The following is a 23,939-nucleotide window of genomic DNA, read 5'->3' as shown; positions in this document are numbered from 1 at the left end:
TCTCTTTCGATACGAATGAAGCGCGGGATCCCCTCCCCCTTGTGGGGAGGGGAAAGCGCAAGATATTGTAAGGGGTTAGAAATCAGGGGCGATGCGCGAATTCGTTTTCGCGCCTGGGAAGCGGGAACCGCGCTTGACTTGGCTTTGCCGGTTCATCGGCGACTGTCGCCACCCGCCGCCGCGGCCACAGGCTCGCCAGGCCCCGCGGGCACAGGCACAACACCGCGACCAGCACCACCCCGAGCACCAGCTTGTCGCCGTAGGCGCCGAGCGACGCGAAGCTCTTCTGGGAGAGCAGCAACGCCGTGCCGAGGAGCGGCCCGAGCAGGATGCGCCGTCCGGCGAGGATCACCCCGGTCAGCATCAGGACGAGGAAGTAGGTCTCGAACAGGTCGGTGCCGACATAGGCGCGCTGGAACGCGTAGAGCCAGCCGGCCGCGGCGCTGATCACCGCCGAGAGCAGGAAGACCTGCAACCGGATGCGGTTGCCGTCGAGGCCGCACATCGTGGCGAGCCGTGGGTTCATGTGCACCATCAGCGCCGCCTGGCCGAGGCGCGAGCGCCGGAAGCGGTGGACGACGTAGAGGGTGAGGAGCAGCAGGGCGTAGGCGAAGGGCCAGAACTCGACGCTGCGCCCGGCCGTCAGCTCGACCGGACCGACCGACAGGTCGAGAGGCGGGATGCCCACGATGCCGTCCGAGCCGCCGAGGAAGTCCCAGTTCGAGGCCACGTTCATGCACACCACCGCCGCCGCGTAGGTGACGAGCGAGAACGCGAATTCCCGGGTGCGCAGGGTGATCACCCCGAGCACCAGGGCGAGGCACAAGGCCGCCAGCACCGCGCCGGCAAGCGCCGTCCAGGCCCCGAACCCGTAGGTGACGGTCAGGATCGCCGCCGCGTAGGCGCCGGTGGCGAAGAAGGCGGTGTGGACGAGGCTGATCTCGCCGAGATCCGACAGGATCACGTCGAGGCCGTAGGACATCGCGGAAAAAATCGCGATCGCCACCAGTGTGTCGTAGACGAGCGTCGAGCCGCCGAGCAGCCTCGGCAGGAGGAAGCCCGCGACGGCGAGGAGCGCCGCGAGGGCGAGGCGCGAGAGCGGACGGGTCATCGGGCGAAGCTCCCCGAGGCCGAGAGCGCGCCCGGCCGCAGCACCATCGCGGCAATGAGGAGCGCGAAGACCGCCGCCGTGGTGTAGGCCGGCGAGACGAGGGCGCCGAACAGCGCGGTGAACAGGCCGATGCCGAGCCCGGCGACGTAGCTGCCGAGCACGCTGCCGATGCCGCCGAGCACCACCACCACGAAGGTCATCACCACCTGGTCGAAGCCCATCGAGGTCAGGATCGGCGTGCGCGGCGCGACCAAAGCCGCCGCGAAGGCGACCGCCGCGCCCTCGAAGGCGAAGATGCCCATGTAGATGCGCGAGACCCGCAGGCCCCCGAGCGCCGTCAGCCGCGGGTCCTCCGCCACCATCCGGACCGCGGCGCCGAGCCAGGAGCGGTGGAGCGCCAGGTAGAGGACGGCGAAGACCAGGATCGTGGCCCCCACCAGGATCGCGTCCTGCACCGTGAACCAGACCGGTCCGAGATGAATGCTCATCTCCTGGAACGGGCTCGCCAGGGTCTGGGGCTTCGGCCCGAAGGCGAGGCCGGCCGCCCCTTCGAGCGCCTGCCCGAAGCCCAGCGTCACGATCATCAGGTTCACCAGATCCTGCGAGAGGGTGAGCCGCAGGAACAGGCGCTGCATCACCGCGCCGAGGACGGCCCCGAGCAGGACCGCGGCCAGGACCGCGGCCGGGTAGGGCAGGCCGGTCGCCGCCATGACCCACCAGGCCACGAAGGCGCCGATCATGTACATCTGGCCGTGGCCGAAATTCACGAGCCGCGCGGCGCCGAGGAGCAGTGTCCAGCCGACCGCGACGAGCGCGTAGGCGTGGCCGATGATGACGCCGTTGACGAGTTGCTGGGCGACGTTCATCCGTGGCTCGCTCCAAGATAGGCCTCGACGATGCGCGGGTCGTTCCGCATCTCCGCGACCGGGCCGGCGGCGACCACGCGGCCGCGCTCCAGGAGGTGCAGCACGTCGGTGACCTCGGCCGCCGCATGCACGTTCTGCTCGACGAGCAGTACCGTCAGCCCGCCCTCGACCAATTCGCGGATGGTGGCGAGCAGCGTCGCGACGAGGCGCGGGGCGAGCCCGATCGAGGGCTCGTCGAGTAGCAGGAGTTTCGGGGCCATGCGGAGCGCCCGGCCGACTGCCAGCATCTGGCGCTCGCCGCCGGAGAGCGAGCCGGCGAGGTTCGCCCGGCGCTCGCGCAGGCGCGGGAAGAGGGCGTAGACGTCCTCGACGGCGTAGGAGCGCCCGCCTTTGCCGCCCTGGGCACCGCCCGGCCGGGCCACCGCCTTCAGGTTCTCCTCGACGGAGAGGCCGAGGAACACGCCGCGCCCCTCCGGCACGAGCTGGAGGCCGCGGCGCACGCGCGCTTCCGCCGAGAGCCCGGCCAGCTCCTCGCCGTCGAGCCGGACCGAACCGGCGATCCGCGGCTCGGCCCGCGACCAGTTGGCGACCGCGTTGATCAGCGTCGACTTGCCGGCGCCGTTGGCGCCGATCACCCCGGCGAGCGTGCCGGGCTCGACGACGAGGCGCTCGACCGCAACCGCCTCGGCCTGGCCGTAGGCGACTCGCAAGCCGGCGATCTCGAGCCGCGCGCTCACGCCGCCCTCCCGAGATAGGCTGCGAGCACGCGCGGATCGGCCTGGATCTCGGCCGGCCGGCCCGCGGCGATCGGCTGGCCGAGTTCGAGGACCACGACCTCGTCGGCGATGGCCATCACGAGATCCATGTGATGCTCGATCAGCACCACGGCGAGGCCGTCCTCGCGCATCCGCTCCAGCACGCCTCGCAGCGCGATCATGTCCGGGCCGCCGAGGCCCGCCGCCGGCTCGTCGAGGAGCACGACCCGGGCGCCCGGGGCGGCGGCGAGCGCGATCGAGAGCATGCGCTGCGTGCCGTAGGAGAGTTCGCCCGGCAGCCGCCCGTGGACGCTCTCGGGCACGTGGTAGGCCAGCAGATGGGCCCGCGCCTGCGCGTCGATCGCGCGCCGGCGCCGTGCCTCGATCCAGGGCAGGAACACCGATTGCGCCAGCGGGCTCGGACGGCTCTCCATCAGGGCCGCCGCCATGTTCTCCAGCACCGTCATGCCGCCGAAGAACGCGTTCTGCTGGAAGGTGCGGCGCAGGCCCGCTCGCGGCAGCGCGTGGGCCGGCCTGTCCGTCACGTCCGCCCCGTCGAGCCGGATGCGGCCGCCATGCGACACCATGTTGGTGGCGGCCATGAAGCAGGTGCTCTTGCCGGCCCCGTTCGGTCCGATGATGCCGAGGATGCGCCCGGCGGCGACGGACCACGACATCGCCTTCAGGGCCTGGAACCCGCCGAAGCGGACCGACAGATCCTCGACGGCGAGAACCGGTGGGGCATCAGCTCTCGACGACAATCTTGCCATCCTTGACCGTGAACACGAAGTGCCGGTGCTGCATCTGGCCGTTGGGCTCGAAGCGCACGGTGCCGAAGATCGTGCCGGGGATCTCCTGGCCGCGGATCGCGCCCGCGACCGCCTTGCGGTCGAGGGTGCCGGCCTTCGTCACCGCCTTCGCCCAGACCTCGAGCGAGGCGGCGCCGAGCGCCATGAACTTGTCCGGCTCGGTCTTGAACTGCTTCTGCATCTGCGCGACGAAGCGCTTGTTCTCCGGGTTGCTGGCGAAGGGCTCGGTCTCGGGAAAGTAGATGTCGGCGCTGTGGAGCCCGTTGGCGGCCTTGCCGGTGGTCTCGATCACGCTCGGGCCCACCGTGCCGACGGTGCAGATCACCGGCGCGCCGACCTGCCCTTGCGCGTATTGCTGCAGGAAGGCCGGCAGGCCGGCGCCCTCGTTGGCGTTGATGCTGATGACGTAATCGGGCTTGGCGTCCCGGATGCTGGTGATCTCGACCCGGAAATCGGTCTGTGGGAACGGAAACTTGAGCGTCTGGACGATGGTGTAGTCGAGATTGGCCTTCTTGAACTCGGCCTCGATGCCCTGCTGGGCGCCGTTGCCGTAGGCGTCGTTCTCGGTGACGAAGACGATGCGCGCCTTCTTGGTCTTGCTGCCGAGATACTGCGCGATGATCGCCGCATCCTGCACGTTGGCGCTGTTGAGGCGGATCGCCAGCGGGTTCGAGGCGCTGGCGAGGATCGCGTCGGCCTTCGAGATCATCGTGATGTCGAGGATGCCGGCCCGCGCCAGCACCGACTGCATCGCCAGCGTCACCGGGCTGTTCCAGCCCTCCAGCACCACCGCGACGCCGGCCGCCGCGAGTTCGTTGGCCTTGGCGACGCCGATCGCCGGCGTGCTCTCGTCGTCGCGCACCAGGATCTCGACCGGCCGGCCGAGTACGCCGCCGCCCTCGTTGATCAGCGCCGCCATGGCCTGGACGGCGTGGGTGACGTCCTGCCCCTGCCGGCCGGCGCCGCCGCTCAGCGGGATGATGAGCCCGACCTTGATCGGCTCTGCCGCCCACGCGAAGCCCGGTATGAGCGGGGCCGCGGCGAGCCCGGCCAGAACGCTGCGTCTCGATAGCACGTTCATTCCTCCCACAATTGAGCAAGTAATTTTTGGCGTAACTTGCTCGTTTTTCAAGTTATAACATTGTTTTTTGTGTCCGTCCATCTGTATATATATCTGCGTTATCCACGCGGGGGACATCATGGGACAGACGGGAACGGTGCTGGTTGCGGGCGCCGGCGGATTGGTCGGGCGGGCGGTGATCGATCAATACTTGAGCGCGGGGTGGGAGGTGATCGCCTTGTCGCGGCGCCCGCCCGAACCGGCGACGGGCGCGGCGCATGTCGCGGTCGATCTTTCGGATGCCGCGCAAAGCCGGGCGCGGCTCTCCGAGATCCGCACCCTCACCCACGTGGTCTACGCGGCGCTCTACGAGAAGCCGGACCTCGCCGGTGGCTGGCTCGACGACGACCAGATCGCCACCAACCTGGCGATGCTGACGAACCTCCTCGACGCGGTCGAGCCGCGGAATCCGGGCCTGCGCCACATCGCCCTGCTCCAGGGCGCCAAGGCCTACGGGGTGCATCTCGGCCAGGCTCCGGTCCCGGCCCGGGAGAGCGCGCCGCGCCACATCCATCCGAATTTCTACTGGGCGCAGGAGGATTTTCTGGCCGACCGGCAGGCCGGGACGAACTGGAGCTTCACGATTCTCCGGCCACAGGTGGTGTTCGGCTTCGCGGAAGGCAGCGCCATGAACATGGTCGCGGCGGTGGGCGCCTACGCGGCGATCAGCCGAGCGCTCGGGCTTCCGCTCGTCTATCCGGGGACCGGCACCCGCGTCACCGAGGCGACGGATGCGCGGCTCCTCGCCCGCGCCATCGCCTGGGCCGGCCGCACGCAAGCCGCCGCGAACCAGACCTTCAACGTGACGAACGGCGACGTCTTCACCTGGGAGAACCTGTGGCCGGTGATCGCGCGGGCTTTCGGCATGGAGGTCGGGCTGCCGCATCCGATGCCGCTTTCCCGCATCATGCCGGGCCGGGCCTCTACCTGGCAGAACATCGTGGCGCGCCACGGCCTGCGGCCCCTGTCCGTCGACCGGCTGGTCGGCGCTTCGTGGCAATTCGCCGATTTCGCCTTCTCGCGGACCCACTCGACCGCGTCGCTCTTGAGCACGATCAAGATCCGGCAGGCGGGGTTCGGGGAGTGCATCGATACGGAGGCGTCGCTGGCGTGGTGGCTGGCGGAGCTGCAGGCGCGGCGGGTGTTGCCGGGGGTGCAGGGCTGATATCGACAGACGACCCTGTCGCTCTTCCCCCAGAGAACGACCGGGTCGTCTCGCCGAAGGAAGGGGCGCGGGACCCTCCCTCTCCCGTGTGGGAGAGGGGCCGGGGGTGAGGGTGACACGCTTCAGTGTGAAACACTGAGCGTCGTGCTGGCAGCTCAACGTCCAGTGCTTGATCCTGAAACGTGTCACCCTCACCCCTACCCCTCTCCCACACGGGAGAGGGGATCCCGCGCTACACTCGTCTTGAGGAGTGCTGCGAACAGGCTTGCGAATCCGGCAGGGGAGGGGCTCACTCACGGATGACCCCCTTCTCCCGCAATCGCGCCCGCTCCGCCTCGTCCACCCCGAGCGACGCCAGCACCTCCCCGGTGGCTTCGCCGAGGGTCTGCGGGGCGATGCGGTAGGTCGCGGGCGTGCGCGACAGCCGGCTCGGATAGCCGATCACCGTCACGGGCGTGCCATCCGAGCGCTCCATCCGCTTGAGCAGGCCGCGGGCGGCGACCTGCGGGTCGGCGAGGATCTGGTCGATGCGGTTGATCGGCCCGCCCGGCACGCCCCCCGCCTCCATGGCGGCGAAGAAGTCGGCGGAGGTCCATTGCCGGATCGCGGCGCTCAAGCTCGCCTCCAGCTCCTTGCGGTCGCGCAAGCGGCCGACATTGTCGCGAAAGCGCGGGTCGGCGGCGAGTTCGGGCAGGTTGAGGAGCCCGCACAAGCTGCGGAACTGCCCGTCATTGCCGCAGGCGACGAGCACGTAGCCGTCCGCGGTCTGGAATTCGCGGTAGGGCACCACGTTCGGGTGCGAGTTGCCGAGCCGGGTAGGCGTCAGCCCGCCGACGATGTGGTTCATGCCCTGGTTGACCAACACCGCGACCTGGCTGTCGAGGAGGGCGCAGTCGATGTGCTGGCCCTCGCCGGTGGCGGTGCGGTGGTGGAGCGCGGCGAGGATCGCGGTCGCGGCGTAGAGGCCGGTGAAGAGGTCGCTCACCGGCAGCCCGACCTTGATCGGGCCGGCGCCCGGCTCGTCGTCCGGCCGGCCGGTGACGCTCATCAGGCCGCTCATGCCCTGGATCAGGAAGTCGTAGCCGCCCCGCGACGCGTAGGGACCGGTCTGGCCGAACCCGGTCACCGAGCAGTAAATTAGACCCGGATTGGTGCTTGAGAGCGACTTGTAGTCGAGGCCGTAGCGCGCGAGCGCCCCGGTCTTGAAGTTCTCGACCACGATGTCCGCCCGCTCGGCCAGCCGCCGCACCAGGGCGGCGCCCTCCGGGTCGCCGAAATCGATCGCGACGCTGCGCTTGTTGCGGTTGGCGCAGAGATAGTACGCAGCGTCCGACGGCCCGTCCGGCCCCTGCACGAAGGGCGGGCCCCACAGGCGGGTGTCATCGCCGGTTTCCGGCCGCTCGATCTTCCAGACCTCGGCCCCGAGATCGCCGAGGATCTGCGAGGCCCAGGGGCCGGCGAGCACGCGGGAGAGATCGAGCACCGTCAGTCCGTGCAACGGGCCTCGGGGCGTAGCCGCCTCGGAGCCTGCCGCCGCTCGTGTTGGATCCGCGCCCGCCAAAGCCGCGCTCCTCCCATTCGATGTTATCTACGTTTCATTTGTTGAAACGTGTGTTCAAAACAGTGTAGACCGATCGGCGGCGGATGCAACGCCGACGTCGAGTCCCGCTGCGTCGATCGAGAGAGATTTTGGATGCCATCCTTCGAGCCCGTCACGGCGGCGCTGCGGGTGCTGGAGGTCCTGCGCGCCCTCAACCGCCTGCGCGAGGCGAGCGTCGGCGACCTTTTTCGCGAGACCGGCCTCAACCGGCCGACGATCGTCCGGATGCTGGAGACGCTGATCCATGCCGGGCTGGTGGCGCGCCACCCGACGAAGGCGGTCTACGTCACCACCGGGCGCACGCTCGAATTGAGCAGCGGCTACCAGACCCATGAGGAGATGGCGCTCGCCGCCGCCCCGATCCTGGCGCGGCTGCATGCGGCGCTTCAATGGCCCTCCGACGTCTCGGTCTTCGACGGCGACGCGATGGTGGTGGCGCGCACCAGCCGCAGCGAGGGCGTGCTGCACTTCAACCGCCGGCCCGGCTACCGGGCGCCGCTGCTGGGCACCTCCCTCGGCCTGGCGTTCCTGGCCTTCTGCGACCCGAAGACCCGTGCCCAGGCGCTCGCGGCGCTCACCGGGTCGGACGACCCGTGGAACGCCGTCATCCTCGATCCCGCTTCGCTCGACCGGCGGCTCGCGCGGGTGCGCGAGCAGGGATACGCCAGCATGAACGAGGATTACTCGCGCACCTCCTACAACGGCGTCGCCTCGGCGATCGGCGTGCCGGTGCTGATCGGCGGGGTCGCGGTCGGGAGCCTCAACCTGATGTACCTGCGCAACTCCCTCGCCGAGGCCGACGTGGTCGCCCGCTTCGTCGCGCCGCTCAGCGAGGCCGCGGCGGAGATCGCGGGAGCGCTGGTGGCGATGCGCGGGGGGTGATGGTTGGCTCTCTCACCGGAATGACCACCCTCCGTGTCATCCCGGGGCCGCGCAGTGGAACCCGGGATCCATAAACGCTGATCTTTCAGGATGAGACGAAACGCTGACCGCCTCATGTGGCATCCTCAGCGGTTATGGATCCTGGGTTCTCGCCTTCCGGCGAGCCACGGTATGACGCGGAGGGTATGACGTCTTTGGGTGTCACGGAATAATCTTGGACGTCACGGCGCGAAATTCAGCTTCAGCCCCGGCCGCTGCCACGGCACCCGCACCAACTGCCCGGTTCCCGACAGCGTGACGTAGGCGGTCTTTCGATCAGGCCCGCCGAAGCAGATGTTGGTAGTGTAGACGTCCGGCATCGCCACGCTCTCCACCAGTTCGCCCTCCGGCGAGATCACGGTGATCGCCCCCGTCATCAGGGTCGCGACGCAGATATTGCCGGAGGCCTCGACCGCGAGGCTATCGTAGCGCTCGTAGCCGGCCTGGTTGAACAGGAAGCGGCCGCCCTGCGGCGACGGGAACGGGCGGCGCCGGATCCTGCCGGGCTCGGCGAGGTCGAAGCCCCAGAGCCGCCCGCCCTCGGTCTCGGCGACGTAGAGCACCGTCTCGTCGGGCGAGAGCCCGATGCCGTTGGGGGTCAGGATCGGGTGCACCACCTCGGTGATGAACGAGCCGTCGGCCTTGGCGTAGTAGACGCTGCCCTGGTCGCGGTCGCGGTGGCGCGCCTTGCCGAGGTCGGTGAAGTAGAAGCCGCCGGCGCGGTCGAAGACGATGTCGTTGGGGCCCTTGAGCCGATGCTCGCCGCACCGGTCGTAGAGAACCGTGCAGGTGCCGGTACGCGGGTCGACCCGCTCGATCCGGCCGCCGGAATAATCGTCCGGCGTGCCGACCGGCCGGATCATGCCGGGCTCCTCGTGCCAGGCAAAGCCGCCGTTGTTGCAGACGTAGAGCATCCCGTCCGGCCCGAGGGCGAGGCCGTTCGGCCCGCCGCCCGGCTCGGCGATGACCGAGACCGTGCCGTCCGGCGCCACCCGCGAGACCGTCCCGCGGGCGATCTCGACGAGGGCAATCGTCCCGTCCTCCAGGACGACCGGGCCTTCGGGGAAGCGCAGGCCCGTCGCCATCACGGTGATGTCCGTCATTGGGGTCCTCCGGTCTTTCTTGGATCGAGCCGTCTCTCGAAATCGATGCCGAGTATTAAAATCCATTCATCCCACTCAGGACCTCATCCTGAGGTGTCAGTCGATTGGAAATCGGCTGACCTCGAAGGAGGGCTCCAGTTCGCTCTGAGATTCCTGGAGCCCTCCTTCGAGGCTCACTCCGTTCGCACCTCAGGATGAGGTCGTTGGTGGGATAGACGCCTTTGTCGCAAGCCATCCCCGCAGTTGAGACCGGAGTTCACTCCTCCCCGTAAGGACGATCCCTCCACCACGGATAGCTCTCCGGCATGTCGGCCGAGACCCGCCCCGAAAAATCCGGCGCCCGCTTCTCGAAGAACGAGGTCACGCCCTCCTTCACGTCCGGGCTGCGGCCGCGCTCGGCGAGCAGCCGGCTCTCGATCCGGTGCGCCTCCATCGGGTGGTCGGCCCCGAGCATCCGCCACAGCATCTGCCGGGCGAGCGCCACGGAGACCGGCGCGGCGGCGTCCGCGATCTCGCGGGCCAGCGCCCGGGCCGCCGGCAGGAGGTCGTCGGGGGCGTGCAGGCTGCGCACGAGGCCGCTCGCCAGCGCCTCCTCGGCCGGGATCATCCTGCCGGTCGCGACCCATTCCATCGCCCGCTGCATGCCGACGGCCCGGGGCAGGAACCAGGACGAGCACGCCTCCGGCACCAGCCCGCGCCGGGTGAACGGGAAGGCGAAGCGGGCATTCGTCGCGGCGAGCCGGATGTCCATCGGCAGCAGCATGGTGGCGCCGACCCCGACCGCCGCCCCGTTCACCGCCGCGATGACGGGTTTTTTGGACTCGAAGAGGCGCAACGCCAGGCGTCCGCCGGAATCGCGCAGGGCCTCGCCGTCGGCGCCGGCCCGCCCGGCGACGTCGAAGCGGGCGGCGCCGGCCGACATGTCGGCGCCGGCGCAGAAGCCGCGGCCGCGGCCGGTCACGATCACCGCCCGCACGGAATCGTCCCGGTCGGCCCGGTCGAGGCAGGCGACCATCGCCTCGCGCATGGTGGCCGTGAAGGCGTTCAGCTTGTCCGGCCGGTTGAGCGTGATCGTCAGGACCCCGTCGGCGAGGTCCGACAGGATTTCGGTGCTCGCGTCAGCGGCCATAGGCGATCTCCTCCCCGCGGCGGGCGAGCCGGCGGAATTTGTCGCCCGCGACGTCGACGGCCCGGGCATCCGAGGCGTTGCCGTCGAGGGCGCGCCGGTACACGCCGGCGACGATCGCCGCCCAGCGAAACAGCGAGAACACCACGAAGACGTCGAGATCGGCCGGGACCGGGCGTCCGGCCGCGGCAGCGTAGGCGGCGACGAACTCCGCCTCGTCCGGCAGCCCCGGCACGTCGCGCCCGACGAGTCCCTGCTCCGCCGGCGTGGTGCGCCAGGGCAGCAGGCAATAGGCGAGGTCGGCGAGCGGATGGCCCAGCGTCGAGAGCTCCCAGTCGAGGACCGCGATCACCCGCGGCTCCTCCGGGTGGAACATCAGGTTGCCGAGGCGGTAATCGCCGTGGGCGAGGGCGGTCTCGTCGGGGACGTCCCCATGCGCCGCGAGCCAGGCGATCAGCCGGTCCATCGCCGGTTCCGGCGCGAGGTCGGCGGCCCGGTACTGCGTCGTCCAGCGCGCGACCTGCCGCCCGATATACTTGCCGGGGCGGCCGTAATCGCCAAGGCCGATCGCGGCGGGATCGAGCCGGTGCAGGCGCCCGAGCACCCGCGCCGCGTCGAGGAAGGCCGCCCGGCGGTGTCCGGGATCGACCCCCGGCATGTCGCGCTCGGAGAAGACCCGGCCGTCGAGGTAGTCCATGACGTAGAACGGCGTGCCGATGACGCTCGCGTCGTCGCCATAGAGCCGGACCCGCGGGACAGGCACGTCGGTCGCTGCGAGGGCGCCCATCACCCGGTACTCGCGGTCGACCGCGTGGGCGGAGGGCAGGAGCGCGCCGCCCGGCTTCTTGCGCAGCACGTAGGCCCCGCCGGGCGTGGCGAGGTGGAAGGTCGGGTTGGACTGCCCGCCCTGGAACTGGCGCACCACGAGCTCGTCCGCGGCGCCGGGCAGGAGCGGGGCGAGGTAGCGCCGAAGCGCCGCCTCGTCGAAACGGTGGTTCGGCAGCACCGGGACCAGGGCCGGTCTCCCCGTCGCCGGCGCCTCAGCCATCGGGTGTCCTCGCAGGATCGGCGGAGCGGTCGGAGCCTGCTCGATTGCCTGCTCCAGAATTGACATTCCCCGGGTCATTCCGGGGCCGCGTAGCGGAGCCCGGAATCCAGAACCGCTGACGGTTCAGAACGATGCGGAGGACGTCCCGCTTCGTTCTGCATGACCTGAGTTTCTGGATTCCGGGCTCCGCTACGCGGCCCCGGAATGACATGCAGGGTGGAAAGACCGTCGCGAACCTCAAACAGGCTCTCGGAGGGGCATCCCGTTTAACATCAAACGCGGGGTTCCCTTTCCCACGCGGGCGAGGGGATCTCGTGCTCATTCTTGTCCCCCGAGAGCCCCGCCCTTCACGATCAGGGCGTCGGCGGCGACGATCCGGTCCCTCGCGCAGATGAGCGGGTTGATCTCCATCTCGGCGACCGCCCCACCGGCATCGGCGGCGAGTTCGGAGAAGCGGCTCACGATCTCGGCGAGACGCGGGACGTCGACCGCCGGCGCGCCGCGAAACCCGTCGAGCAAGGCCGCGCCTTTGAGGCCTCGCAGCATCGCCTCGGCTTCCTCACGCCCGACCGGCGCGAGGGAGAGCGCGGTGTCGCGCAGGATCTCGACCAGGACCCCGCCGAGGCCGACGACGACGAGCGGGCCGAATTGTGGATCGTGCCGTGCGCCGACCATGACCTCGACGCCGCGCGGGATCATCGGCTGGACGACCACGCCCCGGAAATCCGGCCTCGGCACGATCGCATCGACGGCCGCCAGGATCTCCGCGTAGGCGCGCTCGACCTCGGCGTCGCTCCCGAGACCGAGCTTGACCAGCCCGGCCTCGGTCTTGTGCGGGACGTCCGGGCTCTCGCCCTTGAGCACCACCGGGAAGCCGACGGCTTGGGCGGCCCGTCGCGCCTCCGCCGCGGAGGAGACCAGCCGATCTTCCACCACCGGGATGCCGTAGAGCGCCATGACGGCCTTCGCCTCCCGCTCGGTCAGCGAGGATCCGGCCGTCTGCTTCAGCAGAGACTCCATCCGCTCCTTGGCGGCCGGATCCGCGATGCGGCCCTCGCCGGTCGGGCCGGCCTGCCGCAGGGCGTCGCGCCGGTGCCAGGCCTCGATCGTCGCAAAGCAGCGGTCCATCGAGTGGAACAGCGCGAGGTGTGGGTCGCTCTCGGTCTCGCGCGCGCCCGGACCGCCGAGCCATTCCGGCGCCCAGACATTGCAGACGAGTTTTTGGTTGGCCGCGGCGGCCCGGCTGAACACCGGCAGCCGGACCGTCGCCGATTCGTAGGCGTAGGCGTGCGAGGTCACCATGACGCCGTAGAGTGGGTCGGCGAGCAACGCCCCGGCGCAGGCCGCGAGGCTGTCCGCCGAGCCGATGACCTGGGCGGTCACGTCGCACGGGTTGCGGGTCGAGCCGTATTCCGGCACCTGCGCCGCGAGCACGGAGGCCGCCTCCGGGCCCGGCTGCGGCAGGGCGACGCCATGCGCCTCCGCCTTGTCGGCGGCGATGATGGTGGCGCCGCCAGAGGTCGCGATCACCGCGACGCCGCGGGCGCGCGGCGGACCGGCCTTGGCGAAGAACGACGCCGCCTCGACCAGCGCCTCGAGCCGGTCGACCTGGACCACGCCGGCGCGCGAGAAACCCGCCGCGTAGGCGGCATCGGATCCGGCGAGCGAGCCGGTATGCGACAGGGCCGCCCGGGCGCCCTCCTGGCCGGTCGCGATCTTGTAGAGGACGAGCGGCTTGTCGGCCTCCCAGGCGAGGGCTGCGGCCCGCAGCATCCGGCCCGGATCCGCCATGCCCTCGAACAGGCAGGCGATCGCCCGACAATGCGGATCCTGCGCCAGATAGGCGACGTGATCCGCCACGTCGACGTCGCAGGAATTGCCGGCGGTGAGGACGTGGCTGACCGAGACCCCGCGCTCGATGCCCTGCGCCAGCGAGAAGCCCAGCGAGCCCGACTGGCTGACGATCCCGATCGCGTGCGGGGCGAGCGGCCGGCGCTCGGGCATCGCCGAGAAGGTGAGGCCGGCGCCGGTAGCGTAATTGACGAGGCCGATCGTGTTCGGCCCGACGAGGCGCATGTCCGCGTCCCGCGCGATGCCGACGAGGCGCTGCTGGAGCGCGACGTTCTCGGGCTTGCCCGTCTCCGCGAACCCGGCCGCCAGCACCAGGACGGCACCGACGCCCATCGAAGCGCAGTCGCGCATGACCGGCTCGACCGCCTCCCGCGGCGTCGCGATCACGACGCAGTCCGGGGTCTCGGGCAGGGCCGCGACGCTCGGGTAGCAGGGCCGCCCGGCGAGTTCGGCGTGCCGGGCGCTGACCTGGTAGAGGCGGCCGTCGAAGGCCTTCAGGTTGGCGACCGTGCGGCTGCCGAAGGCGTTCGGCCGCTCGGACACGCCGACGACGGCGACGCTCCGCGGCGCGACGAGCCGTTCCATCGCCTCGGGCGCGTAAGGGTCGCGCCGCGCGCTCTCGCCCGCCGTCATCGGACGGCTGCCGGGCGGCGCGCGGATCCCGTCGGCCGACGGCCGGACCAAGCCTTCCCCGCGCCGAAGCGGCGGGCGGGCGCGGGCGTTTCCCTCATGATCGATTTCATTCTATGAAATACTCTTTCATGGATTGTCGAATATGTGAGAGCCGCTGTAAAGCCGCGAATCCGCGGGTCGTCCCGGCCGGCTGTCCCTGTCGACCAGGATCAGCCGCGCGCGATCAGTGGCTCATCAGGCAGCAGACCGGCGAGGCCCCCAGAAGCTGCCGGGTTACGCTCCCGAACACCCGCTCGTGGAGGCGCGAATGCCCGTAGGCGCCGGTGACGATCAGGTCGGCCTTCGTGCGATGGGCGATGTCCATGAGGCACGCCGCGACGCTGCGGGAGGAGGGGGACCGCACGACCGTCGTCTCCGCGACGCCGCACCGGGTGAGGGAGGCGGCGACGTCCTCGGCGCCGTCCGGCGTCGCGTCCGGGCCGACGGTCGCGATGCACACGGATTCCGCGCCGACGAGCAGGGGCAGGCTGTCCCGCACGGCGCGCCGGGCCTCGCGGGAATCCTTCCATCCGATGACGACGCGGCGCGCCGCGAGCGACGCGACACCCGACGGGACGAGGAGGACCGGACACCCGAGCTGAAGGATCAGCTCGCCGGGCGCGAGGGCCGCGCACCAGCCCTCGACATCGTCGGGATCGGCGCGCCCGAGCACGACGAGGTCTGCGATGCGCGCCTGCTCGGCCAGGACCACCCGCAGGTCGCCGGGCCTCGCGCGCCACGCCGCGCCGGGCATGCCCCACGTGCGCGCCAGGAAGACCGCTTCGACCTCGGCCAGCTCGGCGGATGCGCGGGCCGCGCCCCGATCGATGATCCGGGCGTTGATGAGAGCCCCCTTGCCGTAGAGGTGGGACGGCAGAGCCTCGCAGGCCGACACGCCGATCAGCTGCGCCGAGACGCGCTCGGCGATCGACCGCGCGACGTCCAGCCGGTTCCACGACGCGGGCGTCAAATCGAGCGGGACCATGACGGTCGTGATCGACATGGCGATCTCCACTCTCCGGCGATGCGCAAGGGTTCTTCCGCCTGAGGAACGGCGGCATCATACGCCCGTTTACAGTTCAAGTCATGCCGTCGAACGAGGAATTCCGGAATGAATATTACAGCCGGCCAGGCGTGATCGTGACGGCTGCCATGTGCTGGGACGGTCGGTGGGATCGGGCGCGGAGCGAGACCGATTCCGGGCCGCGACGAATCAGGAGGCGAGGGCGACCAAGAGGCCGGTCACGACGATCAGGCCGAGGACCGCGCTGCCGAGACCCAGCACTCGAACGGTCGCGGACCCGCCATTGTCGTTCGCCGAGCCGGGAAGCTCGCGGGGCCAGCGCCGCCACTTGCGGCAGCTCGACGGCGCCTCTTCGAGAGGGCCGGCAGGGGTGGCGTCAGGCTGGTGACGGCAGGACATGGGCGGACTATCGCCCGAGCGCTTCACGTTCGGCAAGGTCGACCGAACCGACCGCTCCTCAGCATCACTCGCCGAAATGGTCACCAGTTCGGCGCCAAAATTGATGCAAAAATAGAAAGCTAAGCAGAGTTGCCCCGTGCGACTCTGCTTAGATCACGTCCTGCACCCGCACCCAGGTCGCCTCGAGGTGGCGGGCGATCACCGCGGCGAGGCGCTCGGCGTCGCGGGCCTCGAGGGCCGACACCATCTCCTCGTGCTCGGCGACGGCGCCGGCCCATTTCTCCGGCGCGTCGCTGCCGACGAAGCGGATCCGGCGCAGCCGCGACTGGATGCCCTCGTGGGTGGCGGCCAGGAACGCGTTGCCCGACAGGGTGGCGAGGCCGGCATGGAAGGCCTGGTTGCGCTTGAAGTATTCGAGCCGGGTGCGGGTCGCGTAGTAGCCCATCATGTCGTCGTGCAGCCGGCGCAGGGACGCAATCTCGGCGTCGCTCGCCCGCTGGCAGGCGAGGCGGGCCGCCGTCGTCTCCAGAGCGGCCAGCACGTCGAGCATGTCGCGCACGTCGCGGGGGGTCAGGCGGCGCACCACCGCGCCGCGGCCCGGCACCAGCTCGATCAGGCCCTCGCTCGCCAGGAACTTCAGCGCCTCGCGCAGCGGCGTGCGCGAGACCCCGAGCGCCTGCCCGAGCTGACCCTCGTGGATGCGGCTCTCGGGCGCCAGATGGCCCTCGATGATGAGGTCGCGGATGCGCCCGACGAGCTCGTCGTGGAGCGTGCGCCGGCTGACCGGCACCATCTGGTCGAGGGCCGACAGCCCCTCGTTGCTCACGTCCATCCCCCGCCTCTCAGCCGCAAGCCCTCCTAGCATGGGGTCCCGTCCTCCTCCACTCGCGACCGGCCGACGCTCACGATCGCCGCCGCATCCACGCATCCTGTAATCCTGCATACAGCATTCTTGCGTACAGGAGAGCTCGGGTCTATACGAGAGGCAATCCGAGGAAACGCCAGGTCTACTTCCATGCCCGACAGGTCCGCCGATCCGCTGCGCCCCGTGCTCGCCGTCGCCATCGGCGACCCGGCGGGGATCGGTCCCGAGCTCGCCGCCAAGGTCGCGGCCGATCCGGAGATCCGCGCCGCCGCCCGCCTGCTGATCGTCGGCGATGCCCGGGTCCTCGATCGCGGCGCCGCGCAGGCAGGCCTGTCCCTCGACGTCGAGGTGCGGCGGCCGGGCCAGGACCCGACGCCCGGCGAGCGCCCGGTGCTGCTCGATCTCGGCCACCTCGATCCCGACGCCATCACCCTCGGCGAGGTGCAGCGGGAGGGCGGCGCCTTCGCGTTGCGCAACTTCCGCGAGGCGATCGGGCTCGCCGCCTCAGGGATCGCGGGCGCGGTCTGCTTCACCCCGTTCAACAAGGCGGCGATGCGCCTCGCCCACCCGCCCTACGACGACGAGATCGGCTTCACCGCCGAGGTGCTGGGGCTCACGGACGTGCCGGCCAAGGAGTTCAACATCCTGGAAGGATTGTGGAACGCCCGCATCACCTCGCACGTGCCGCTCTCGGCGGTCGCCTCGCTCATCACCTACGACGCGGTGCTGGAGGGCCTGCGGCTCACCGACCGCTCGCTCAAGGACAGCGGCTTTCCCGCGCCGCGCATCGCGGTGGCGGGCCTCAACCCGCATGCCGGCGACGGCGGCAATTTCGGCCACGAGGACGACGCGATCATCGCGCCCGCGGTCGCGGCCGGCCGGCAGGAGGGTATCGACGCGCAGGGGCCGTTCCCGCCCGACACCGTCTTTCTGCGCGCCACCAAGGGCGCTTTCGACGCGGTGCTGACGATGTACCACGACCAGGGCCAGATCGCCATGAAGCTCATCGGCTTCGACCGCGGCGTGACGCTGCTGGGCGGCTTCCCGTTCCCGATCTGCACCCCGGCCCACGGCTCGGCCTACGACATCGCCGGCCAGGGCATCGCCAATCCGGGCGCCAGCCGGGCCGCCCTGCTCCTCGCCGCACGGATGGCGGGCAGGAGCGCGGTGCGGCAGGCGGCGTGAGCGCCTGATCGGCGCAATCTGCGAGACGACGTCACCAGCATCCCACCCGCGACCTCATCCTGAGGTGCTGCTGCTCGCAGCAGCCTCGAAGGAGGGCTCCAGCCACCGCTCCGGCTTCTGGAGGCCTCCTTCGAGGTCAGTCGATCTTCAATCGACTGACACCTCAGGATGAGGTCGAGGGTAGGGCAAAGCAGACAATTAAAAAAACCAAAACAAGAAACCGCACGATCATGACCAACCATGGCGACGGGAGGAAACCATGTTCGGGTATCGCCGCGGAGGCGCGCCGCTCAACGTCCTGATCCTGCTCTCGGCGATGTCGTTCCTGCTCTACGTCGACCGGGTCAACCTGTCGACGGCGGCCTCCTCGATCCAGGCCGAGCTCGGGATGACCAACACCCAGCTCGGCATCGCCTTCTCGGCCTTCGCCTATTCCTACGCGGTGTTCCAGGTCATCGGCGGCTGGATCGCCGACCGGATCGGCTCGCGGGTCACGCTGCTCGTCTGCGGAATGATCTGGGTGCTGACCACGATCGGGACCGGGCTCGTCGGCAGCTTCGCGGCGCTCCTCGCGGTGCGCTTCGTCCTCGGCATCGGCGAGGGCGCGACGCTTCCCGCCGCCGGCCGGGCGCTCACCAACTGGACGCCGAAGGCGAAGCGCGGCTTCGCCCAGGGCGTCACCCATTCCTGCTCGCGCTTCGGCAACGCGGTCACGCCGCCGCTCGTCGCCTTCCTGATCCTCACCCTGTCGTGGCGGATGTCGTTCGTCGTGCTCGGCGCGGTCACGGCGATCTGGGTCGCGGTCTGGTGGCTCTATTTCCGGGACGATCCGCGCACCCATCGCGGCGTCGTCGCGGGCGACCTCATCGACGTGCCGCCCTACGCGGTGAGCAAGGGCAGGGCCGACGCGGTGCCGTGGGGGCCGCTCCTGCGCCGCATGGCCCCGACCATGATGGTCTATTTCTGCTACGGCTGGACCGGCTGGCTGTTCTTCACCTGGCTGCCGGTGTTCTTCAAGCACGGCTACAACCTCGACATCAAGAACTCGGCGATCCTATCCTCCGGCGTGTTCTTCGCCGGCGTCGTCGGCGACACCGTCGGCGGGGTGATCTGCGACTGGGTCTACCGCCGCACCGGCAGCCTGGAGGCGGCGCGCGCCCGGGTCATCCTGGTGAGCTTCCTCGGCGCCGCACTCTTCCTGGTCCCGGTCCTGTTCGTGCGCGACCTTGCGGCCATCGCGCTCCTGCTCAGCGGCGCCTTCTTCATGATCGAGCTGACGATCGGGCCGATCTGGGCCGTGCCGATGGACGTGGCGCCGCGCCATGCCGGCACCGCGAGCGGGCTGATGAATGCCGGGTCGGCGGTGGCCGGTATCATCTCGCCGATCCTGTTCGGCCTCATCATCGACGCGACCGGGAACTGGACCCTGCCCTTCGCCGGCTCGATCGGCCTCCTCCTGGTCGGGGCTGCCGCGACCTTCTGGATCAAGCCGCAGGTGCAGGTCGCGGGCTCGGCCCCGGCCGTCGCCCACGCGGTCCCGGCCGAGTGAGCGGCGCCATGGATCCGCTCTCGCTGCTGAACGAGGTCCTGCCCGAGGGGATCGTCGACGCACACCACCACCTCTGGGCGCTGCGGGAGGGGCATTATCCCTGGCTCCAGGAGGAGTATGCCGGCGCGGCGTTCTTCCTCGGCCCCTACGAACGGTTACGCCGCGACTACGCGGTCGCCGACCTGCGGCGGGATCTGTCTCCGTTGCGCCTCGCCGCCACCGTCCATGTCGAGGCCGAGCGCGCCCGCGACGAGCAGGCGGCGGAGACCCGCTGGATCGACGCTGTGCGGGCCCGCGACGGTCTGCCGGGCGTCACGGTCGGCCACGTCTCGTTCCTCCAGCCCGATCTCGACGCGGTGCTGGCCGCGCATCGCGAGAGCCCCGCCTTCCGGGGCGTGCGCTCGAAGCCGGTCACCGCCGCGGCGCCCGGCCTGTCGGTCGCCGGCGCGCCGGGCTCGCTCCAGGACGAGGCCTGGCGGGCGGGGCTCGCGCGCTTCGCCGCGCACGGCCTGTCCTGGGACCTGCGGGTGCCGTTCTGGCACCTCGCGGAAGCCGCCGAGGTCGTGGCCGGGCTGCCCGGCCTACCCGTCGTGCTCAACCATTGCGGCCTCCCGCTCGACCGCTCTGAGGCGGGACTCGCCGCCTGGCGCCGGGGCATGGAGGCCCTCGCGGCCTTGCCGCAGGTCAGCGTCAAGCTCTCGGAATTCGGTCTGCGCGGCGGCCGCTTCGACGAGGAGGGCACCGTGCGGGTGGTCGCCGAGACGGTCGCGCTGTTCGGGAACGACCGGGTGATGTTCGCCAGCAACCTGCCGGTCAGCGGCCTCTCGGCCGATATCCCGCGGATCGTCTCGGCGGTGCTGCGCGGGCTCGGAACGTGCGATCCGGCGCGGCTGCGCCAAGTGTTTTCGGAGACCGCGCGGCGGGTCTACCGGATGTGATCCACACAACGACAACGAACAAGAACCCCGCAACGCCAGATAAACCGTGGGAGGAAACATCGTGTCCACCATCGCCCTTCCGGCCGCGAGCGCCGGTCTCTCGGTCCGGGACTCGGCCTACAGGAAGGCGACGGCGCGCATCGTGCCGCTGCTGATCCTGGCCTTCCTCGCCGCCTATCTCGACCGGGTCAATGTCGGCTTCGCCAAGCTGCAGATGGCCGCGGACCTGCAATTCAGCGACGCGGTCTACGGCGCCGGCGCCGGGATCTTCTTCCTCGGCTACTTCCTGTTCGAACTGCCGAGCAACCTGATCCTGCACCGGGTCGGGGCGCGCACCTGGCTCGCCCGGATCATGGTGACCTGGGGGCTGATCTCGGCTGCCACGATGTTGGTGCAGACCGCTTGGCAGTTCTACGCCGTGCGCTTCGCCCTCGGGCTCGCCGAGGCCGGGTTCATGCCCGGCGTGATCTACTACTTGAGCGCCTGGTTTCCGGCCGAGCGCCGCGGCCGGGTGGTCGGCCTGTTCTTCATCGGGCTCGGCGTCGCCGGGCTGATCGGCGGCCCGCTCTCGGGCCTGATCCTCGGGAAGATGTCGGGCGTGCTCGGCTATGCCGGCTGGCAGTGGCTGTTCCTGCTCGAATCGCTGCCGAGCGTCGTCGTCGGCATCGCGCTGCTCCTCCTCCTCGAGGACCGGGTCGAGCAGGCGCGCTGGCTCTCCGCCGACGAGAAGGCCGCGATCGCCGAGGACGTCGCCGCGGAGCGCAAGGCCAAGCCCGCGCTGACGCTGAAGGCGGCGCTGACCAACCGCTACCTGATCCTGATGACCGGGATCTTCTTCATCTGCAACCTGTGCCTCTATGGCCTGAACTTCTGGCTGCCGACGCTGATCACCAACATGGGCGTCAAGGACCCGGCGATGGTCGGAGTCGTCTCGGCCCTGCCGAGCCTGTGCGCCATCGCCTCGATGGTGCTGGTCAGCCGCAGTTCCGACCGGTTCCGCGAGCGCCGCTGGCACCTCGCCGGGCTCTACCTGACGGGTGCGGTCGGGCTCGGGCTGTCGGTGCTGTGGCAGAGCCAGCCGGTGCTCGGTGTGTTCGCGCTCTGCATCGCCACCGCCGGCATCCTCGCCATCCCGCCTTTGTTCTGGAACCTGCCGACCGCGATGCTCTCGGGCGTCGCCGCGGCGGGCGGGCTCGCGGTGCTCAACTCGTTTGCCAACCTCTCGGGCTTCTTCGGCCCGGCCATCGTCGGCTGGACCTCGCAGGCGACCGGCAAGACCGAGCTCTCGATCCTCTTTCTCGCCGCGACCCTCGTGCTCGCCGCCGGCCTGATCTTCCTGATCCCGGCCCGGCTGGTGAACCGCTGAAGGCCACCCGCCATCGTCGCCGCCCAAGGGGCCGGGAGAGCCCCGGGCGGATCAACCGGAGGAGACAATCCATGGACGCCACCATCGCCGGATCCGGCGCCGTCACGGACGCCGCCGCCACGCGGGTGCGCTGGCGCATCTTCGCGGTCGTGTTCGCGCTCGTCGTCATCAACCTGATCGACCGCACCGCCCTGTCGATCGCGATGCCGACCATCGCCCGCGAGTTCGACCTCACGCCGACGATGCAGGGCGTGATCCTCTCGGCCTTCTTCTGGACCTACGCGCTGCTCCAGGTGCCGGGCGGCTGGCTGATCGACCGCTACGGCCCGCGCCGGCTGATGGCGGGCGCCACCCTCGCCTGGGGGCTTTTTCAGTCGCTCGCCGCCTTCGCGACCGGCGGGCTCTCGCTCCTCCTAACCCGGCTCGGCCTCGGCGCGGCGGAGGCGCCGCTGTTTCCCGCCGGCGCCAAGCTCAACGCGATCTGGCTGTCGCCGCAGGAGCGGGGCCGCGGCGCGGTGCTGATGGATTCGGGCTCGCCGCTCGGGGCCGCCTTCGGCGGCGTCATCATCTCGTTCCTGATCCTCGCCCTGGATTCCTGGCGCCTCGCCTTCCTGGTCGCCGGCCTCGGCACCATTGCCCTCGGGGCGCTGGCCTGGCGCACCCTGCGCGACGATCCAGCCCTGCACCCGCAGGTCAACGCCGCCGAGCTCGCCGCCATCCGGGCCGTGCCGGAGGGCCGGCGCGCCGCCGAGGCGCCGCCCCGGATCGCCGCCCGCTCGCTCGCCGGCCTGATGCTCGGCCGGATGGCCTGGGCGATGATCAATTTCGGCCTGCTGACCTGGGGGCCGAGCTACCTCGCCCAGGCCCGCGGCTTCGACCTGAAGCAGATGGGCTCGGCGACCTTCGTGATCTTCCTCGCCGGCATGACCGGCTCGCTGTTCGCGGGCTTTACCGCCGACGCCTTGTTCGCCCGCGGCTGGTCGCGCGCCACCGTCTATCGCGGCATGCTCGGCTTCTCCGGGATCGCCATCTTCGCGACCTTCGTCGCCCTGCCGCAGGTGGCAAACCCCGTCGGCGCGGTGGCCCTGCTCTCGGTGACCCTGTTCTTCCTCTACTGGGGCAGCCTGTACTGGAGCCTGCCGCCGCTGCTCGCGCCTACGGACAAGGTCGGGCTCGTCGGCGGGATCATGAACTTCGCGGGATCGGCCAGCGGCATCGCGGTGCCGATCCTCACCGGGGTGATCCTGCAGGCCACCGGCGCCTACCTGGCGGTGCTGCTGTTCTTTGCCGCCTGCGCCCTCGTCTACGTCGCCGGCACGATGCTGATCGCCTATCCGAGGGCTTAGACCCGATGTCCCGCTACGACGGCCCGATCCTCGACGCGCACCAGCATTTCTGGGAGCCCGACCGCAACCCGCATCCCTGGCTGAAGCCCGGCGTGCGGATCCCGTTCCGCTACGGCGACTACGAGGCGATCAAGCGGCGCTACCTGCCGGATGACTACCGTCGCGACGCAGCCCCGCACGACATCGTCGCCAGCGTCTACGTCGAGACCGAGTGGGACCCGGGCGACCCGCTCGGCGAGACTGCCTACGCCGCGGGGCTCGCCGCCGAGTGGGGCCTGCCGAACGCCATCGTGGCGCAGGCCTGGCTCGACCGCGACGACGTCGCGGCCGTGCTGGCGGGACAGGCGGCCTGCCCGCTGGTGCGCAGCGTGCGCCACAAGCCGGGCGGGCCGGATTCGCCCGACGCGGTCGGGCGGGGCCGGACCCTGATGTCGGACGAGACCTGGCGGGCCGGCTACGCACTTCTTCAGCGTCACGGCCTGCGCTTCGACCTGCAGACGCCGTGGTGGAACCTCGACGAGGCGGTCGCTCTCGCCCGCGACTTTCCCGCGACCGCGATCATCCTCAACCATGCCGGCCTGCCCGCGCGCCGCGACCCCGACAGCCTCGGGCGCTGGCGCGCCGCGCTGGCCCGCTTCGCCGCCTGCCCGAACGCGACCGTCAAGGCCTCGGGCCTCGGCCAGCCGGATCAGGCCTGGACGCCGGAGCTGAACGGGCCGGTGGTGCGGACGCTGATCGACCTGTTCGGGGCCGACCGGGTGATGTTCGGCTCGAACTTTCCGGTCGACAGCCTGTGCGCCGAGCTGTCGCCGATGATCGACGGCTTTAAGGCCATCGTCGCGCCGCTCGCCCCGGCCGAGCAGGAGGCGTTCTTCATCGGGACGGCGCGGCGGGTGTATGGCGTGGCGGTGGCTGCGACGCGTTGAGGGCCTGCCCAACTCGCACGACAGTCTTGCACCCCTCGATGTCATCCCGGGGCCGCGGCAGCGGAACCCGGGATCCATAAACGCCGAGGTTTCAGGACGAGGCGGAAGCCTTCCCGCTCGGTCTTACACGCGTCGGCGGTTATGGATCCCGGGTTCTCGCCTTTCGGCGAGCCCCGGGATGACACTGAGTGGTG

General features: G+C 70.4%; 21 protein-coding genes. 8 read left to right on the top strand and 13 right to left on the bottom strand.

All coding sequences use genetic code 11. The features are described 5' to 3' along the window. Positions 1 to 82 precede the first annotated feature (82 nt). The 5 genes from ABZT49_RS25615 to ABZT49_RS25595 are packed head-to-tail and all read right to left on the bottom strand — an operon-like array spanning position 83 to position 4,616. A complete protein-coding gene (locus tag ABZT49_RS25615) occupies positions 83 to 1,111 on the bottom strand; it encodes a branched-chain amino acid ABC transporter permease (protein WP_355290212.1) in 1,029 nt (342 codons plus the stop codon). Continuing rightward, complete coding sequence (locus tag ABZT49_RS25610) at positions 1,108 to 1,977, bottom strand: branched-chain amino acid ABC transporter permease (RefSeq protein ID WP_355290210.1); 870 nt, start codon at positions 1,975 to 1,977, stop codon at positions 1,108 to 1,110. The genes ABZT49_RS25615 and ABZT49_RS25610 overlap by 4 nt, the downstream gene beginning before the upstream one ends. Further along, complete coding sequence (locus ABZT49_RS25605) at positions 1,974 to 2,714, bottom strand: ABC transporter ATP-binding protein (protein ID WP_355290208.1); 741 nt, start codon at positions 2,712 to 2,714, stop codon at positions 1,974 to 1,976. The genes ABZT49_RS25610 and ABZT49_RS25605 overlap by 4 nt, the downstream gene beginning before the upstream one ends. Beyond that, positions 2,711 to 3,493: an ATP-binding cassette domain-containing protein gene (locus tag ABZT49_RS25600; protein WP_355290206.1), complete on the bottom strand. Its 783-nt coding sequence runs from the start codon at positions 3,491 to 3,493 to the stop codon at positions 2,711 to 2,713. Before ABZT49_RS25600 ends, ABZT49_RS25605 begins: the two co-directional genes overlap by 4 nt. Continuing rightward, positions 3,477 to 4,616 carry an ABC transporter substrate-binding protein gene (locus ABZT49_RS25595; protein ID WP_355290204.1) on the bottom strand — a complete coding sequence of 380 codons (1,140 nt, stop codon included), beginning with the start codon at positions 4,614 to 4,616 and terminating at the stop codon, positions 3,477 to 3,479. The genes ABZT49_RS25600 and ABZT49_RS25595 overlap by 17 nt, the downstream gene beginning before the upstream one ends. Before the next feature lie 124 nt (positions 4,617 to 4,740). On the opposite strand from ABZT49_RS25595, the gene ABZT49_RS25590 reads away from it, so the two are divergent. After that, a complete protein-coding gene (locus tag ABZT49_RS25590; protein ID WP_355290202.1) occupies positions 4,741 to 5,826 on the top strand; it encodes an SDR family oxidoreductase in 1,086 nt (361 codons plus the stop codon). Positions 5,827 to 6,115: 289 nt separating this feature from the next. Here the strand turns inward: ABZT49_RS25590 and ABZT49_RS25585 are convergent, their stop codons facing one another. After that, positions 6,116 to 7,324 carry a CaiB/BaiF CoA-transferase family protein gene (locus ABZT49_RS25585; protein WP_355290200.1) on the bottom strand — a complete coding sequence of 403 codons (1,209 nt, stop codon included), beginning with the start codon at positions 7,322 to 7,324 and terminating at the stop codon, positions 6,116 to 6,118. 195 nt (positions 7,325 to 7,519) lie between these two features. Here ABZT49_RS25585 and ABZT49_RS25580 point away from each other — a divergent pair, with 195 nt between their 5' ends. Continuing rightward, entirely contained in the window at positions 7,520 to 8,308 is a 789-nt protein-coding gene (locus tag ABZT49_RS25580) for a helix-turn-helix domain-containing protein (protein ID WP_355290198.1), read from the top strand. A 221-nt stretch (positions 8,309 to 8,529) separates the two neighbouring features. Here ABZT49_RS25580 and ABZT49_RS25575 read toward each other — a convergent pair whose 3' ends face one another. From ABZT49_RS25575 to ABZT49_RS25545, 7 genes are all read right to left on the bottom strand, one after another. After that, a complete protein-coding gene (locus ABZT49_RS25575; protein ID WP_355290197.1) occupies positions 8,530 to 9,450 on the bottom strand; it encodes an SMP-30/gluconolactonase/LRE family protein in 921 nt (306 codons plus the stop codon). Positions 9,451 to 9,706: 256 nt separating this feature from the next. Beyond that, a complete protein-coding gene (locus ABZT49_RS25570) occupies positions 9,707 to 10,579 on the bottom strand; it encodes a crotonase/enoyl-CoA hydratase family protein (protein WP_355290195.1) in 873 nt (290 codons plus the stop codon). Then, a complete protein-coding gene (locus tag ABZT49_RS25565; protein WP_355290193.1) occupies positions 10,569 to 11,624 on the bottom strand; it encodes a phosphotransferase in 1,056 nt (351 codons plus the stop codon). The genes ABZT49_RS25570 and ABZT49_RS25565 overlap by 11 nt, the downstream gene beginning before the upstream one ends. 318 nt (positions 11,625 to 11,942) lie before the next feature. Further along, positions 11,943 to 14,108 (bottom strand): acetate--CoA ligase family protein, encoded by a 2,166-nt coding sequence (locus ABZT49_RS25560; RefSeq protein WP_355290192.1) that lies wholly within the window; start codon positions 14,106 to 14,108, stop codon positions 11,943 to 11,945. A gap of 223 nt (positions 14,109 to 14,331) precedes the next feature. Continuing rightward, on the bottom strand, positions 14,332 to 15,150 hold the full coding sequence (locus ABZT49_RS25555) for a universal stress protein (protein WP_355290191.1): 819 nt from the start codon (positions 15,148 to 15,150) through the stop codon (positions 14,332 to 14,334). 210 nt (positions 15,151 to 15,360) lie between these two features. Continuing rightward, entirely contained in the window at positions 15,361 to 15,570 is a 210-nt protein-coding gene (locus ABZT49_RS25550) for a hypothetical protein (protein ID WP_355290189.1), read from the bottom strand. A 148-nt stretch (positions 15,571 to 15,718) separates the two neighbouring features. Beyond that, complete coding sequence (locus ABZT49_RS25545) at positions 15,719 to 16,402, bottom strand: GntR family transcriptional regulator (RefSeq protein ID WP_355290187.1); 684 nt, start codon at positions 16,400 to 16,402, stop codon at positions 15,719 to 15,721. Between the two features lie 183 nt (positions 16,403 to 16,585). Here ABZT49_RS25545 and ABZT49_RS25540 point away from each other — a divergent pair, with 183 nt between their 5' ends. The 6 genes from ABZT49_RS25540 (at position 16,586) to ABZT49_RS25515 (ending at position 23,745) form a co-directional block, all read left to right on the top strand. After that, positions 16,586 to 17,620 (top strand): 4-hydroxythreonine-4-phosphate dehydrogenase PdxA, encoded by a 1,035-nt coding sequence (locus ABZT49_RS25540; RefSeq protein ID WP_355290185.1) that lies wholly within the window; start codon positions 16,586 to 16,588, stop codon positions 17,618 to 17,620. 259 nt (positions 17,621 to 17,879) lie between these two features. Continuing rightward, positions 17,880 to 19,169, top strand: a complete 1,290-nt coding sequence (locus ABZT49_RS25535; protein WP_355290183.1) for an MFS transporter — start codon at positions 17,880 to 17,882, stop codon at positions 19,167 to 19,169. Positions 19,170 to 19,177: 8 nt separating this feature from the next. Then, positions 19,178 to 20,107 (top strand): amidohydrolase family protein, encoded by a 930-nt coding sequence (locus ABZT49_RS25530; RefSeq protein WP_355290181.1) that lies wholly within the window; start codon positions 19,178 to 19,180, stop codon positions 20,105 to 20,107. Between the two features lie 70 nt (positions 20,108 to 20,177). After that, the gene (locus ABZT49_RS25525) at positions 20,178 to 21,473 is read left to right on the top strand and encodes an MFS transporter (RefSeq protein WP_407943571.1); all 1,296 of its coding nucleotides are present in this window, start codon (positions 20,178 to 20,180) and stop codon (positions 21,471 to 21,473) included. Between the two features lie 71 nt (positions 21,474 to 21,544). Beyond that, positions 21,545 to 22,819 carry an MFS transporter gene (locus tag ABZT49_RS25520; protein WP_355290177.1) on the top strand — a complete coding sequence of 425 codons (1,275 nt, stop codon included), beginning with the start codon at positions 21,545 to 21,547 and terminating at the stop codon, positions 22,817 to 22,819. Positions 22,820 to 22,824: 5 nt separating this feature from the next. Continuing rightward, positions 22,825 to 23,745, top strand: coding sequence for an amidohydrolase family protein (locus tag ABZT49_RS25515; RefSeq protein WP_355290176.1), 921 nt, complete (start codon positions 22,825 to 22,827; stop codon positions 23,743 to 23,745). The last annotated feature ends 194 nt before the right edge of the window (positions 23,746 to 23,939 follow it).

Source organism: Methylobacterium sp. EM32, from assembly GCF_040593685.1.
Taxonomy (GTDB): domain Bacteria; phylum Pseudomonadota; class Alphaproteobacteria; order Rhizobiales; family Beijerinckiaceae; genus Methylobacterium.
Note: the sequence above shows the minus strand (reverse complement) of the source record. Positions and strands in the feature narration are given on the sequence as shown.

Excerpts from the sequence above, each read along its gene's own strand:
- ABZT49_RS25615 (WP_355290212.1), bottom strand. The coding sequence starts at position 1,111 with ATGACCCGTCCGCTCTCGCGCCTCGCCCTCGCGGCGCTCCTCGCCGTC.
- ABZT49_RS25610 (WP_355290210.1), bottom strand. The coding sequence starts at position 1,977 with ATGAACGTCGCCCAGCAACTCGTCAACGGCGTCATCATCGGCCACGCC.
- ABZT49_RS25590 (WP_355290202.1), top strand. The coding sequence starts at position 4,741 with ATGGGACAGACGGGAACGGTGCTGGTTGCGGGCGCCGGCGGATTGGTC.
- ABZT49_RS25580 (WP_355290198.1), top strand. The coding sequence starts at position 7,520 with ATGCCATCCTTCGAGCCCGTCACGGCGGCGCTGCGGGTGCTGGAGGTC.
- ABZT49_RS25575 (WP_355290197.1), bottom strand. The coding sequence starts at position 9,450 with ATGACGGACATCACCGTGATGGCGACGGGCCTGCGCTTCCCCGAAGGC.
- ABZT49_RS25570 (WP_355290195.1), bottom strand. The coding sequence starts at position 10,579 with ATGGCCGCTGACGCGAGCACCGAAATCCTGTCGGACCTCGCCGACGGG.
- ABZT49_RS25565 (WP_355290193.1), bottom strand. The coding sequence starts at position 11,624 with ATGGCTGAGGCGCCGGCGACGGGGAGACCGGCCCTGGTCCCGGTGCTG.
- ABZT49_RS25560 (WP_355290192.1), bottom strand. The coding sequence starts at position 14,108 with ATGACGGCGGGCGAGAGCGCGCGGCGCGACCCTTACGCGCCCGAGGCG.
- ABZT49_RS25555 (WP_355290191.1), bottom strand. The coding sequence starts at position 15,150 with ATGTCGATCACGACCGTCATGGTCCCGCTCGATTTGACGCCCGCGTCG.
- ABZT49_RS25550 (WP_355290189.1), bottom strand. The coding sequence starts at position 15,570 with ATGTCCTGCCGTCACCAGCCTGACGCCACCCCTGCCGGCCCTCTCGAA.
- ABZT49_RS25545 (WP_355290187.1), bottom strand. The coding sequence starts at position 16,402 with ATGGACGTGAGCAACGAGGGGCTGTCGGCCCTCGACCAGATGGTGCCG.
- ABZT49_RS25540 (WP_355290185.1), top strand. The coding sequence starts at position 16,586 with ATGCCCGACAGGTCCGCCGATCCGCTGCGCCCCGTGCTCGCCGTCGCC.
- ABZT49_RS25535 (WP_355290183.1), top strand. The coding sequence starts at position 17,880 with ATGTTCGGGTATCGCCGCGGAGGCGCGCCGCTCAACGTCCTGATCCTG.
- ABZT49_RS25530 (WP_355290181.1), top strand. The coding sequence starts at position 19,178 with ATGGATCCGCTCTCGCTGCTGAACGAGGTCCTGCCCGAGGGGATCGTC.
- ABZT49_RS25520 (WP_355290177.1), top strand. The coding sequence starts at position 21,545 with ATGGACGCCACCATCGCCGGATCCGGCGCCGTCACGGACGCCGCCGCC.
- ABZT49_RS25515 (WP_355290176.1), top strand. The coding sequence starts at position 22,825 with ATGTCCCGCTACGACGGCCCGATCCTCGACGCGCACCAGCATTTCTGG.